Here is a 13,592-nt window from a genome sequence, read left to right as displayed (position 1 = left end):
GAGAAGCGACATGTCCGAAGAAGCGCAACCCGAATATGTGACCTACAAGGTCGAAGAGGGCGTCGCCTGGGTGATGCTCAACCGCCCGCAATATAGCAATGCGCAGAATTACCGGCTGCTGGGGCAGCTCGACGACGCCTTCAAGCGCGCCGTCGAGGATGATGAGGTCAAGGTCATCGTGCTCGGTGGCGAGGGCAAGCATTTCTCCGCCGGTCACGACATTGGCACGCCGGAGAAAGACAGCCACATGCCGCGCTTCCGCACGACCATGTGGTGGGATCATCTCAACAAGGGCGGCGCCGAGCGGCAATATGTGCTGGAGCAGGACGGCTATCTTGGTCTGTGCCGTCGCTGGCAGGAAATCCCCAAGCCGATGATCGCCATGGTGCAGGGCGCCTGCATCGCGGGCGGGCTGATGCTGGCCTGGGTGTGCGATCTGATCGTCGCGTCGGAGGATGCCTTCTTCCAGGACCCGGTGCAGCGCATGGCGCAGCCGGGGGTCGAATATTTCGCCCACGCCTTCGAACTGCCGCCGCGCGTCGCCCGCGAACTGCTGCTGCTCGGGCGGCGCATGCCTGCCCAGCGCGCCTATCAGTTCGGCATGGTGAACGAGATTTTCCCTCGCGAAACATTGCGCGAGGAGGTGGCGAAGATCGCCGCCGAGATCGCCCAGCATGACCGCTTCGGGTTGGCGCTCACCAAGCAGGCGTTCAACTTCGTGGAAGATCTGCGCGGCAAGCGGCAGGCGATGGACGGCGTGTTCCATATGCACCACCTCGCCCATGCGCATAACCAGCTCATGACCGGAAATCTGGTCGGCAATATCGATGCCAAGGCGATGGCGGCGGCCAACAAGAAACAGGCTGGCGAGGGATGAGCGCGACAGTGCAATTGGAAAAGAGCGTGCTGGTGCTGCCCGGACTCCCCGCGCTGCTCTCCGGCGCGGCCGACGCGGCCCAGGCTTTCGTCGCCGCCGCCCAGCCGCAGGTAAAGGCGCGCATCACCAATGAGTCCGGCAAGGTCGACCGCGTGCTGGCGGATGTCGAGCAGCATGCCGTGCATGGCTTCGGCTGGTTCGCCTCCTATGCCGAAATGATGCGGGAGGTCGCCAACTGGGCCGCCAATCTGACCGCGGACGGCGCATTTGGAGAAATCGAGGCGCTGCTCGCCCAATTGCTCTTTGCCGAATATGGCGCGCAGATGCTGGGCGGCATCCCCATGAACCAGGGCGAGGTGATCCGCGCCATGGACCTGACGGACGATCTCTCCGCTCTCGATGCGCCCCCCTTCCGCACCCTGGTCCGCCAGGGCGGCGGGCAAGCGGTCAAGACCGCCATCGCCCGCCACCTCGTCGCCCAGCGCGGCCATGCGACGCTGGAAAATTGCGGTCTGGACGACATGTTCGACATGGTGCGCGAGCAGTTCTTCGCGCTCTCGAACGAGAAGGTCGCGCCTTTCGCGCATGAATGGCATCTCAAGGACGAGCTGATCCCCCTGCCGCTGGTCGAGGAACTGGGCGAGATGGGCGTGTTCGGCATGACCATCCCCGAAGAATATGGCGGCCTGGGCATGGGCAAGACCGCCATGTGCGTCGTATCGGAAGAACTCTCACGCGGCTGGATCGGCGTCGGCTCGCTCGCCACCCGGTCCGAGATTGCAGCGGAACTGATCCTGACCGGCGGCACGGACGAACAGAAGGCCCATTGGCTCCCCCAGATCGCCAATGCCTCGATCCTGCCCACCGCCGTCTTCACCGAACCGGATACCGGCTCCGACCTCGGCTCGCTCCGTACCCGCGCAACTCTGGGTGACGGCGAATATCGGATCAACGGCAACAAGACGTGGATCACCCACGCCGCCCGCGCCGATGTGATGACCCTGCTGGTCCGCACCAATGCCGAGACGAAAAATTACAGCGGCCTCTCCATGCTGATCGCGCCCAAGCAGCGCGGCACGGTGGCCGATCCCTTCCCCACTCCCGGCATGAGCGGCGGCGAGATCGAAGTGATCGGCTATCGCGGCATGAAGGAATATGAGATCGGCTTCGACGATTTCCGCGTCCCCGCGCAAAATCTGCTCGGCGGCGTCGAGGGCCAGGGCTTCAAACAACTCATGGCCACCTTCGAATCCGCCCGCATCCAGACTGCCGCCCGCGCCATCGGCGTGGCGCAGGCCTCGCTCGACATCGGCCTGTCCTACGCGCTCGACCGCAAGCAGTTCGGTCGCCCGATTTTCGACTTCCCCCGCGTCGCCAACAAGCTCGCCATGATGGCGGCGGAGATCATGGGTGCGCGCCAGCTCACCTATTTCGCCGCCCGGCGCAAGGATGAAGGCAAGCGCTGCGACCTGGAGGCCGGCATGGCGAAACTGATCGGTGCGCGGGTGGCATGGGCGGCAGCGGACAATGCGTTGCAGATCCACGGCGGCAACGGCTTCGCCACCGAATATCAGGTGAGCCGCCTGCTGGCCGATGCGCGGATTCTCAATATCTTCGAGGGCGCGGGCGAAATCCAGGCGCAGGTGATCGCCCGGCGGCTGCTCGACGGAGGAAATTGAAGGAAGGCCGCGAACAACCATAAGGCAGATGTTCATACCGACGGCGGCCCGGCCTTGAGCCGGGGTCTCGCTTCTTCATCTACTGTGCGCGGAAAAGAAAGCGGGATGCCGGGTCAAGCCCGGCATGACGAAGGAGTCTTGGCTGCAACCGACCATTTCACGCCGAAGTTCACAGTGTACGCGCGCGCGTGCCTGCGCGCGCGTATGCGTGATGATGCGATATGTCGGACGTTTCAAAGAGGGATGCGGGATAGACCCGTTGGCGCGAAATAGGACAGGCACAATCCTGCGCTGTCGGCGGAATAGGATGTTTTTTTGGATTCTGTAGCCATTGGGCAACGCATGATCCTTAGCCAGTCCTCCACGTTCAGGATCGGATGATTGAAAAGAGGGTCTGAAAACGACCAGTTGATGCCGTTCATCTTGAAGCCTACGAGTCCCGCTAGCAGACATTTGACTGACTGTTTTGATAGCTGCCGAAGTGCGCCAAGGATGCTCGATCGCGAAGCAGAAACACATGAGGGATCAGGCATGAAGCCGCGTATTCCATTGTTCGTTCTGGGCGTTTTTAGCCTTGGGGCGGCGCTGACGCTTTACATGGGCTGGCTTGGCAGCGCGGAAATTGCTCATCGGCAATTTGATTTGGGTGGTTTTCTTATTGCGGGAAGCGTTCTGGTTTGGCGCGCATTCAGCGGCCAGCGAAAGGCAACCCAGAAGCCGAGTGATCGGCAAACTAGGTGATGCGCTGTCGAGAGCGACCATTTTTTTGCCATGAGAATGAACACGTCATGCGCCTGTAAGCAGCCATTGCTTCACAAAGCCCATCGCGCCACATTCCGGCGAATGAAACCGAGATCATCCCTGTTAGCTATTGCGGCTTTGACGTCAGCTTGCGCGACGGTTCAGTCCGCAACGATTGAGGACAGAACTTTGTCCCACGGATGCAGCGATACCATTGTGGTCGGCCGCATAAAGAATGGCGAATACAAATCAGTCAAAAATGACGAAGATATTCTCGGCCATGGCTGGATCGACGCTCATGCTGAGGTGAAGCGATTGGTGAGAGGAGGCGAGGTGCCTTCGTCGTTGCCTATCAAATATTATGCACATACCTACATGCGCGAAGATCGAGATTTCATGCTTGTGTTGTCAGGAAGCCATTCCGCTGGGTTCGAGTTAAGGCACGCGCAACTTATGTCAGTTCGGCCGAGGATAGCTGCCAAGTGCGACGGCTGAACTAACCCAACGTCAGCTTTGCACAATTTCAGCGCCAAAGCTGCCTGACCGAAAGCCACCCGCATGAGCCACTCAGGCGCTCAAATCCCCCCGGCCACCACCGGCCAGCCACCGCGCTCCAGCGCCGCGCTCAAATCCGCTACGCACCGATCCAGCACCGCCGCATCAACCGAGCGGATCACGAAATTCGCCCCGGTCTTGCCCTCGCGGAAAAAGGGATAGCTGCCAATCTGACACCCCTCATGCGCCCGCTCGGTCGCACCAAGCAGGTCCGCGATCTCGCTCTCCGCCACCCAGCAGCCGATGGTTGCCGACAGCACCGGCAGGCCGCCTTCCAGCTTGCCGGTCAGGCTGTCCAGCATCCCCGCCGTAATGTGCGGCACACCCGCCATGATGAAGATATTGCCATGCCGAAGGCCGGGAGCGCCGGACATGCGATTTTCTATCAGGCTCGACCCGGCGGGCGCCCGCGCCATGCGCAGCCGCGCTTCGGTCAGCCCGCCGCGCGTCTCATAATAGCCCGACAGCATCGCCCGCGCCTCAGCATGGATTTCGACCTCCACGCCCAGCGCCGCGGCGATGGCGTCGACGGTGATGTCATCATGCGTTGGTCCGATGCCGCCGGTCGTGAACAGATAATCGTTGCGCGCCCGGAGCGTGTTAACCGCTTCCACGATCGCATCGGGTTCGTCCGCAACCACCCGGACTTCACGCAGGCGGATGCCCTGCACATTCAGCCAGGTCGCGATCTGCGACACATTCTTGTCCTGTGTCCGGCCCGAGAGAATCTCGTCACCGATTACGATCAGCGCTGCGGTCCATATGCGGGTGGGGTCGGCCATGGGCTGGCCATAGCCTCTGCCGCGCGCCCTGCCTAGCCGCCCCCTCGCATTATGCCGCATCCCTGCTTATAATCACGCCCATGACCGAATATATGACGATGACGGCGGACGCGCCGATTTCCCGCTCGACCGCGATCAAGCTTTATGACGCGGCCGGTTTCGAAGGCATGCGCAGGGCCGGGCGGCTGGCCGCGGAAATACTGGACGCGCTGGTGCCGCATGTCGTGCCGGGCGTCACCACCGGGGAGTTGGACGATATCGTCCGCCGCATGACGCTGGACGGCGGCGGCGTGCCGGCGACTCTGGGCTATCGCGGCTATACGCATAGCTGCTGCATCTCGCTCAACAATGTCATCTGTCACGGCATTCCGGGCGATCAGAAGCTGAAAGAAGGCGATATCCTCAATATCGACGTGACGCCGCTGGTCGATGGCTGGCACGGCGACACCAGCCGCATGTACATCTGCGGCGAAGCGCCGATCAAGGCGCGGCGGCTGGTCGAGGTTACCTATGAATGCCTGATGCTGGGCATCGAGCAGGCCAGGCCAGGCAACACCCTGGGCGACATCGGTCACGCCATTCAGCGGCATGCCGAAAAGCACCGCTATGGCGTGGTCCGCGATTTCTGCGGCCATGGCCTCGGCCGCGTGTTCCATGACAGTCCGGAAGTCGTCCATGTCGGACGCCCCGGCACCGGCCCGGAACTGAAACCCGGCATGTTCTTCACCATCGAGCCGATGATCAACATCGGCAAACCCGGCGTGAAGATGCTGGAGGACGGCTGGACGGCGGTCACGCGCGACCGCACCCTGTCCGCGCAGTTCGAGCACAGCATCGGCATCACCGAAACCGGCTGCGAGATCTTTACCAAAAGCCCGGCGGGTCTCGACGCGCCGCCTTATAAGCTCTGATCATCGATCCCTGCCCAAAAAATGGGCAGCATGTCATGATATTGCCCGGAATCCGGGCAATATGGACAAAAGTTGCTGCATCGCAGAAAGCAGAATTCAGCGATTCGCTATTTGGCACGGTAATTGATTGGGAAGAGAGGCGGCGCTTGCCTTCGGGGGGCATGATGATCGTCACTCGAGTGGAACGAAAGGCGGGGTCATACCCGCCATTTGGCGCGCGTTTGAGTTGGGATACCTAAAGATGAAGAAGATCGAAGCGATCATCAAACCGTTCAAGCTCGATGAAGTGAAGGAAGCCCTTCACGAAGTCGGCGTTTCGGGCATCACCGTCACCGAAGCCAAGGGGTTCGGCCGCCAGAAGGGGCATACCGAACTCTATCGCGGCGCTGAATATGTGGTCGACTTCCTGCCCAAGGTGAAGCTGGAGGTCGTCGTCGACGACTCGCTCGCTGAACGGGTGGTGGAGGCGATCTCGGCCGCCGCGCAGACCGGCCGGATCGGTGACGGCAAGATCTTCATTTCCAACATCGAAGGTGCGGTCCGCATCCGCACCGGCGAGCGCGACAGCGACGCCATCTGATTTTTACAGGTTCTCGCCGGCTTACAGGGGATGATTTCCAGGGGCTTTTGGCGGACGCATATCAACGCACCCCTTTGGGGGGGTATTTTTGAAAGAAGGGCAAGTTCACATGGCTAACACGCCTAAAGACATCCTGAAGATGATCGAAGAAAAGGAGATCGAGTGGGTCGATGTCCGTTTCACCGATCCCAAGGGCAAGTGGCAGCACCTGACCATGGTGTCTTCGGTGCTGGGCGAAGATGAACTGACCCAGGGTCTGATGTTCGACGGTTCGTCGATCGAAGGCTGGAAGGCGATCAACGAATCGGACATGATCCTGAAGCCCGACCTGGACGCCGTCTATGTCGATCCGTTCAGCGCCACCCCGATGCTGATCATCTTCTGCGACATCGTCGAGCCCGACACCGGCGAACTGTACAGCCGCGACCCGCGTTCGACCGCGAAGCGCGCGGAAGCCTTCGTCAAGTCGGCCGGTTTCGGTGACACCGTCTATGTCGGCCCGGAAGCCGAATTCTTCATGTTCGACGACGTGCGCTTCGAGAATGACTACTCGCAGAGCTACTTCAAGATCGACGACATCGAACTGCCGACCAACACCGGCAAGGAATATGAAGGCGGCAATCTGGGCCACCGTCCGCGCGCCAAGGGCGGCTATTTCCCCGTCGCGCCGGTCGATCCCTGCACCGACATCCGCGCCGAAATGGTTTCGACCATGCTCGAAATGGGCCTGCCCTGCGACAAGCACCACCATGAAGTGGCCGCTGCCCAGCACGAACTCGGCCTGACCTTCGGCACGCTGGTCCAGACCGCCGACCGCATGCAGATCTATAAATATGTGGTTCAGATGGTCGCCCAGGCCTATGGCAAGACCGCGACCTTCATGCCCAAGCCGATCGCGCAGGACAACGGTTCGGGCATGCACACCCACATGTCGATCTGGGACGCGGGCAAGCCGCTGTTCGCGGGCGAAGGCTATGCCGGCCTGTCCGACATGTGCCTCTACTTCATCGGCGGCGTCATCAAGCACGCCAAGGCTCTGAACGCCTTCACCAACCCGACCACCAACAGCTACAAGCGTCTGGTGCCGGGCTTCGAAGCGCCGGTTCTGCTGGCCTATTCGGCGCGCAACCGTTCGGCCTCCTGCCGTATTCCTTACGGCGCGGGCGCCAAGGCGAAGCGCGTCGAGTTCCGCTTCCCCGATGCGATGGCCAACCCGTACCTCTGCTACGCCGCGCTGCTGATGGCCGGCCTCGACGGCATCGAGAACAAGATCCATCCGGGCGCCGCGATGGACAAGAATCTCTATGACCTGCCGCCGGAAGAGTTGAGCCGGGTGCCGACCGTTTGCGCCTCGCTCCGTGAAGCGCTGAACAGCCTGGAAGCCGATTACGAGTTCCTGCTGAAGGGCGACGTGTTCACCAAGGACCAGATCGATGCCTATATCGAACTGAAGTGGCCCGAAGTGTACCGCTGGGAAATGGCTCCCTCGCCGGTCGAATTCGACATGTATTACAGCGCCTGATCCTTTCGGGACTGTTTCGGGAAAAAGGCCCGGTCGCGCAGGCGGCCGGGCCTTTTTCTTTGCCCGCTCGATCGCATCGGACGAAGAAAATCGCCTATCAGTACAAGAGTTTACCGCAGATTTACTGATCCCTGCGAGGAACCGCCTATGCCGCCCGGTTCCCACCGCATCCGATCCATCCATTATCTGCGCATGATCGCGGCGGTGATGGTCGTCACCTATCATGTCTTCTCCTACCATCTGATGTCGGCAGACGATCCCGCAATGACCCGATGGCTGAGAGAAGGCGTGGGGCTGTTTTTCGGAATTTCCGGCTATGTGATGGTCATATCCACATCGGCATCGCCACCCGATCCGGCATCCTTTTTCTGGCGGCGGGTCAGACGGATCGCACCGCTTTACTGGATCGCGACCGCCTGCGTCGTGATCGGCACAGGCGAGGAAAATGGGTGGAAAATCCTGTCCTCCATGCTCTTCCTGCCATCCATGGGCATTGCCGACGGTCCTGTCCTGCCGGTCGGCTGGACGCTCAATTTCGAAATGGCCTTCTACGCCCTGTTCGCGCTCTTCCTGCCTGTGCCCCGCAGAATCGCCATTCCCGCATTGGCATCGATCCTCATCCTGGCGTCGTGCATCAGCCAGTTCCCGGATCCGCCGCCCTTGGCCGCCTATTATGGCCAGCCCATCCTTCTCGATTTCGTTGCCGGCATGCTGATCGCCCATTTCGATTTCCGGCTGCCCGGATGGCTGACGCCGCTCGGCTTCCTTCTTCTTGCCCTGGCACCGCAGTGGACAGATATCCGCCCGCTTACCGTCACCGTACCCGTCGCCCTGATTCTGGCCTCGGCCCGCTCACTCGACCACAAGTTGAAGGATTGGCCGCTACCCACGCTCCTTGGCGAAGCCTCCTACGCCATCTATCTGTCGCATCTGTTCATCCTGCTCCCGGCCCTGCTGTTCTTCGGCCAGGATCATGCAGGCGGCGGCGCCATCGCGATCCTCGCCTCCATCGTCGCGGGCGTTATCGCACATAAATATATCGAAATTCCCTTGACGGAGCTGCTCAGGCAAGTGGAACGGCGAGGGTTTGGCCTGGCACAGCAAGCCGATGGGCAAGCCACCTGAGGGCCAAGCGCTTCAACCCACGGTTGCATGATGCGCCACCATGCCCAAAAATCGGAAGATGTCGCTCATCGAGTCGCTGGGCCTGACCCATCCTATCATCCAGGCGCCGATGGCCGGCGTCTCGACACCCGCCATGGCCGCCGCCGTTTCCAATGCCGGCGCGCTCGGCTCGATCGCGGTTGGCGCGACCGACGCGGCAGGCGCCCGCGCCATGATAGAGGCCGTCCGCGCACAAACCGGCCGTCCGTTCAATGTCAACCTCTTCACCCATGCGCCAGCCCGCAGCGATCCGGCCAAGGAAGCGGCATGGCTCGCCGCCCTGGCGCCGATCTTCCGCAGCTATGATGCCCAGCCGCCAACCCACCTCCACGAAATCTACCGCAGCTTCGTGGAGGACGACGCGATGCTCGCCGCCCTCGTGGACCTCGCCCCGCCCGTCGTCAGCTTCCACTTCGGCCTGCCCGACCCGACGCGCATCGCGGCACTCAAGCAAACCGGATGCCTCCTGCTCGCCACCGCAACCAATTTAGACGAAGCACATGCCGCAAAAGAGGCGGGCATCGACGCCATAGTCGCGCAGGGCTATGAGGCAGGCGGCCATCGCGGCGCCTTCGACCCCGAAGCGCCCGACGATCAACTCGGCACTTTCGCCCTTACCCGCCTGCTCGCCGCCCGGTCCGGCCTGCCGGTGATCGCCGCCGGCGGCATCATGGACGGACAGGGCATAGGCGCCGCGCTAAACCTTGGCGCTGTCGCCGCACAGCTCGGCACGGCCTTCATCGCCTGCCCGGAAAGCAGCGCCGATGAAGCCTATCGCACCGCCCTCGCCAGCCCGGCAGCCCATCACACCATCATGACCCGCGCCATATCGGGCCGCCCTGCCCGCTGCCTCGCCAATCGCTTCACCGCCTGGGGTGCCGAAGCAAGGCTGGAGCCCCCAGCCTATCCGATCGCCTATGATGCTGGAAAAGCCCTCAACGCCGCAGCAAAAGCCAAGGGCGAAGGCGGCTTCGGCGCGCAATGGGCTGGCCAAGGAGCGGCCCTGGCTCGCGCCCTGCCCGCCGCCGATCTCATCGCCCTGTTGGTGAAGGAAGCGACCGCTTAACGCGCGTCGGGAATAGAGGCGCCGAACAACAGAACCGGCTCGCCAGCGGGCGAAAGGGCGATCTCACCCCCGGCATTTGTAACCAGCGCCCGCACCATCCAGGCCGCCGATGTCCGCGAAGCCAGCCCTTCCGGCGGCAAGGTTCCCGCCAGCGCCGCCCGCAGATCGGGATCGAGCACCAGCCTTGGCCCTTCCGCCCGCACGACGATTTCCGTGACGCCCGGCCGCTTTTCCGCACCGATGTCGAGCTGCCCGCCCCGCACCAGCGCATCCCCGGCAATCAATGCCAGGTTCAGCAGCACCTTCACCGGCAGCTTGTCGAGCATGTCGTCCTCGACCAGCCAGCCGATCTTCACCCGCCCCGTAGCGGCGAACATGCCCTCGATCGCCACCCGCGCCTCATGCGTCGGCACGGCGTCACCGAAACCGCCCGCCGACCCGAAGGCCAACCGGAAGAATTTGAGCTTGTTGGCCGATGTCTTGGCGCTGTCCGCCAACAGATCCAGGCAGCGTTGCCGCATTTCCGGGTCCGTCTCATCCGCCATCAGCTCCAGCCCGTTGTTGAGCGCGCCGACAGGGCTCAAAAGGTCATGGCACAGCCGCGAACAGAGCAGGCTGGCAAATTCGATGCTGCCGGTTTCGATGCTGTCTGTCGGATTGATCATGAAATTTCGCTGCCGCCGGAAAGAAAATCGGGAAGGGAATGAAAGGCTAATGCGCTGCCCTGTTGCATGATGCAAGCCCGGCCTGCCGCCTTTCGCTCACAAGATATCGAGCGAAGCCTCAACAAATCGTGCATTTTCTTGCCTGCCCGTCGAAACCCAGAGCCGCGTCACGCCTCCCCCGACGATCAACCACAAACTGCCGTCCGCCACGGCGCAGGCCGCGTCGGTGGCCGAAGGAACCGGCACGCCGCCCGGATGCGAATGATAATGCCCCAATATCTGAGGCCCGCCCGCCCGCGCCGCCCGATGCGCCGCGATCAGCACCGCCGGGTCCAGCTCGAAATGCCGCGCCGGATCGGGCGCGACATTGGCGGCGGGCCGGATCTCCGCGATCCGTCCCGCCTCGCCCAGAAGCAGCCCGCAGACCTCATGGGGGTCAGCCGCCGCTTCGGACATGATTTGTTCCAATATGCCTCTTGAAATTCTGACCTTCATTCCTACTTTCCTACGCAATGAATTTGGGGGTTTCCATCTTAGAAGCAGTGATTGGTGAAGCGCAGGATGGCATGCGGCTGGACAAGGCGCTGGCTGACCTGCTGCCTATATTGTCGCGCGAACGGCTGAAAAGCCTGATTGTCGACGGGCAGGTGACGACCTCCGGCCGTTCCCCCAACCCTTCCATGAAAGTCGCGGCGGGCCAGGCCTTCGCCATCACCCTCCCCCCTCCGGTCGAGGCGGAAGCGATCGCGCAGGACATTCCGCTCGTCATCGTCCATGAGGATGTCGACCTGATCGTCATCGACAAGCCCGCAGGCCTTGTCGTCCATCCCGCGGCAGGCAATCTGGACGGCACCTTGGTCAATGCGCTGCTCCACCATTGCCAGGGGCAGCTTTCCGGCATCGGCGGCGTGGCCCGCCCCGGCATCGTTCATCGCATCGACAAGGATACTTCCGGCCTTTTGGTCGTTGCCAAGTCAGACCGTGCCCATGAAGGACTGGCTCAGCAGTTTCAGGCGCATAGCATCGACCGGCTTTACGCCGCCATCGTCTATGGCGTGCCTCATCCGGCATCCGGGACGGTGGATACATGGATCGGCCGTTCCGACGCTGATCGAAAGAAAATGGCCGTTCATCGGGAAGGACGCGGCAAACATGCCGTTACCCATTACCGAACGTTGCAGAAGCTGCGTGGCGCGGCTTTCGTCGAATGCAGGCTGGAAACCGGGCGCACGCACCAGGTTCGCGTCCATATGGCGCACCTGGGATACCCCTTGATCGGGGACCCGGTTTACGGTAGAGAAAGAAAAGGTTTCAAATCGATACTGGAAACGCTGGGTTTCAAAAGGCAGGCATTGCACGCAAAAAGGCTTGGGTTCATACATCCGGTAACGGGTGAGGCACTCAGCTTCGACAGCCAACTCCCTGCCGATATGCAGGAACTGTTAAGCGAGCTTCACGTATAGATTTGGATAAGTTTGCGACGGCGCTTCGAACGCCTCTTCTGGGTTCCGCCGCGCATGAAAGGGAAAGGTGACGACATGGCCGGAAAGACCAATGTCCCCGCGGTTCCTGCGCTGGGCGGTGAAGCCAGCCTCAACCGCTATCTGTCGGAAATCCGCAAATTTCCGATTCTGACGCCCGAGCAGGAATATATGCTCGCGAAGCGCTATGCCGAACATGCGGACTCAGAGGCCGCTGCGCAGCTCGTGACGTCGCATCTGCGCCTGGTGGCGAAGATCGCCATGGGCTATCGCGGCTATGGGCTGCCGGTCAGCGAGCTGATTTCCGAGGGTAATATCGGCCTGATGCAGGGCGTGAAGAAGTTCGAGCCGGATCGCGGTTTCCGCCTGGCGACTTACGCCATGTGGTGGATTCGCGCGTCGATCCAGGAATTCATCCTGCGGTCCTGGTCCCTCGTGAAGATGGGCACCACCGCAGCGCAGAAGAAGCTGTTCTTCAACCTGCGCCGGATGAAGAACAATATCGAAGCCTTTGAGGATGGCGACTTGCATCCCGATGACGTGGCCAAGATCGCAACCGATCTGGGCGTCACGAAAGAGGACGTCATCTCCATGAACCGCCGGATGGCGATGGGTGGCGACACGTCGCTCAACGTGCCGATGCGCGAGGATGGCGAGGGCCAGTGGCAGGATTGGCTGGCCGACACCGATCCGTTGCAGGACGAACGCGTCGCTGACCGGCAGGAAAGCGAACTGCGCCACGATATGCTGGTCGAGGCGATGGACGACCTGAATGACCGCGAGAAGCATATCCTGGCCGAACGCCGCTTGGCCGAAGAGCCCAAGACGCTGGAGGAACTCTCCCAGGTCTATGGCGTGTCGCGGGAACGCGTCCGCCAGATCGAGGTCCGCGCCTTCGAGAAGCTGCAAAAGGCGATGATGCGGATCGCGGGCGACAAGCTGGGCAAGATCGCGCGCCTCGCTACGGCCTGATCCTGTCCACATTGAGAAAAATGGCCCCGGAGCGATCCGGGGCTTTTTTTTGTGATGGGCAAAGCATGAGAATTGAAACGGTCAGGGATAGAGCGCGGACTTCAGAGCTGATACACGATTGAAATGCTGAACCTTTCCTGCCTCTGCGGCCAGATCCGCGTCATACTCGCCAAGCGACCGGATTATATCAATGAATGCAACTGCACATTATGCAGAAAGACTGGTGCCCGCTGGAGCTATTTCCACCCGTCGGAGGTCAGCGTCGATGGCCCGGCAAAGGGCTATTGCAGACAGGATAAGGCCGATCCGGCAGCGGAAATCCGCTTCTGCGAGAATTGCGGTTCCACGACCCATTTCAACCTGACCGCCAACGCCGTGTCGAAGTTCGGGAACACGCTGATGGGCGTCAACATGCTGTTGGCGGACGAGCGCGACCTCGCCGGGCTGGAACTGCGTTTTCCCGATGGACGCGCCTGGACGGGCGAAGGAGAATTTGCATATGTCCGCGAGCCCCACATCATCGGGCAAACATAACCGTTGATCCCCTTCCGGCAACAGGAGGGGTAAGCGAGGAGAGCTTCCGCGCCACTCCAAGGA

The 13,592-nt window shown here is 61.7% G+C and carries 14 protein-coding genes; 11 read left to right on the top strand and 3 right to left on the bottom strand.

Annotation, left to right across the window (positions count from 1 at the left end; genetic code table 11):
• Positions 1-10: 10 nt before the first annotated feature.
• The 3 genes from VVT58_RS04040 to VVT58_RS04030 all read left to right on the top strand — a co-directional run bounded on the left by VVT58_RS04040 (position 11) and on the right by VVT58_RS04030 (position 3,297).
• Positions 11-877: an enoyl-CoA hydratase gene (locus VVT58_RS04040; protein ID WP_327754076.1), complete on the top strand. Its 867-nt coding sequence runs from the start codon at positions 11-13 to the stop codon at positions 875-877.
• A complete protein-coding gene (locus VVT58_RS04035; RefSeq protein WP_327754077.1) occupies positions 874-2,556 on the top strand; it encodes an acyl-CoA dehydrogenase family protein in 1,683 nt (560 codons plus the stop codon). The genes VVT58_RS04040 and VVT58_RS04035 overlap by 4 nt, the downstream gene beginning before the upstream one ends.
• 492 nt (positions 2,557-3,048) lie before the next feature.
• Positions 3,049-3,297: a hypothetical protein gene (locus VVT58_RS04030; protein WP_327754079.1), complete on the top strand. Its 249-nt coding sequence runs from the start codon at positions 3,049-3,051 to the stop codon at positions 3,295-3,297.
• A gap of 575 nt (positions 3,298-3,872) precedes the next feature.
• Here the strand turns inward: VVT58_RS04030 and VVT58_RS04025 are convergent.
• Entirely contained in the window at positions 3,873-4,634 is a 762-nt protein-coding gene (locus tag VVT58_RS04025; RefSeq protein ID WP_087574725.1) for a molybdopterin-binding protein, read from the bottom strand.
• Positions 4,635-4,714: 80 nt separating this feature from the next.
• Between VVT58_RS04025 and map the strand changes: the two genes are divergently transcribed.
• The 5 genes from map (at position 4,715) to VVT58_RS04000 (ending at position 9,877) form a co-directional block, all read left to right on the top strand.
• Positions 4,715-5,545, top strand: a complete 831-nt coding sequence (gene map, locus VVT58_RS04020; RefSeq protein WP_327754080.1) for a type I methionyl aminopeptidase — start codon at positions 4,715-4,717, stop codon at positions 5,543-5,545.
• Positions 5,546-5,786: 241 nt separating this feature from the next.
• Entirely contained in the window at positions 5,787-6,125 is a 339-nt protein-coding gene (locus VVT58_RS04015; protein WP_007685085.1) for a P-II family nitrogen regulator, read from the top strand.
• A gap of 109 nt (positions 6,126-6,234) precedes the next feature.
• The gene (glnA, locus tag VVT58_RS04010) at positions 6,235-7,647 is read left to right on the top strand and encodes a type I glutamate--ammonia ligase (RefSeq protein ID WP_327754081.1); all 1,413 of its coding nucleotides are present in this window, start codon (positions 6,235-6,237) and stop codon (positions 7,645-7,647) included.
• A 147-nt stretch (positions 7,648-7,794) separates the two neighbouring features.
• The gene (locus tag VVT58_RS04005) at positions 7,795-8,772 is read left to right on the top strand and encodes an acyltransferase (RefSeq protein ID WP_327754082.1); all 978 of its coding nucleotides are present in this window, start codon (positions 7,795-7,797) and stop codon (positions 8,770-8,772) included.
• Between the two features lie 58 nt (positions 8,773-8,830).
• Positions 8,831-9,877: a nitronate monooxygenase gene (locus VVT58_RS04000; RefSeq protein ID WP_327754276.1), complete on the top strand. Its 1,047-nt coding sequence runs from the start codon at positions 8,831-8,833 to the stop codon at positions 9,875-9,877.
• Here VVT58_RS04000 and VVT58_RS03995 read toward each other — a convergent pair.
• Both VVT58_RS03995 and VVT58_RS03990 read right to left on the bottom strand, forming a co-directional pair.
• Positions 9,874-10,542, bottom strand: a complete 669-nt coding sequence (locus tag VVT58_RS03995) for a histidine phosphotransferase family protein (RefSeq protein ID WP_066558100.1) — start codon at positions 10,540-10,542, stop codon at positions 9,874-9,876. The two genes, VVT58_RS04000 and VVT58_RS03995, sit on opposite strands and share 4 nt — an antisense overlap.
• 96 nt (positions 10,543-10,638) lie before the next feature.
• Positions 10,639-11,037, bottom strand: coding sequence for a M67 family metallopeptidase (locus VVT58_RS03990; protein WP_327754083.1), 399 nt, complete (start codon positions 11,035-11,037; stop codon positions 10,639-10,641).
• Between the two features lie 17 nt (positions 11,038-11,054).
• On the opposite strand from VVT58_RS03990, the gene VVT58_RS03985 reads away from it, so the two are divergent.
• From VVT58_RS03985 to VVT58_RS03975, 3 genes are all read left to right on the top strand, one after another.
• Positions 11,055-12,005 carry an RluA family pseudouridine synthase gene (locus tag VVT58_RS03985; protein ID WP_327754084.1) on the top strand — a complete coding sequence of 317 codons (951 nt, stop codon included), beginning with the start codon at positions 11,055-11,057 and terminating at the stop codon, positions 12,003-12,005.
• A 75-nt stretch (positions 12,006-12,080) separates the two neighbouring features.
• Positions 12,081-12,995: an RNA polymerase sigma factor RpoH gene (gene rpoH, locus VVT58_RS03980; protein ID WP_066561794.1), complete on the top strand. Its 915-nt coding sequence runs from the start codon at positions 12,081-12,083 to the stop codon at positions 12,993-12,995.
• A gap of 123 nt (positions 12,996-13,118) precedes the next feature.
• A complete protein-coding gene (locus VVT58_RS03975; protein ID WP_327754085.1) occupies positions 13,119-13,529 on the top strand; it encodes an aldehyde-activating protein in 411 nt (136 codons plus the stop codon).
• Positions 13,530-13,592 lie beyond the last annotated feature (63 nt).

Source organism: Sphingobium sp. SJ10-10, assembly GCF_036038995.2.
Classification (GTDB): domain Bacteria; phylum Pseudomonadota; class Alphaproteobacteria; order Sphingomonadales; family Sphingomonadaceae; genus Sphingobium.
Note: the sequence above shows the minus strand (reverse complement) of the source record. Positions and strands in the feature narration are given on the sequence as shown.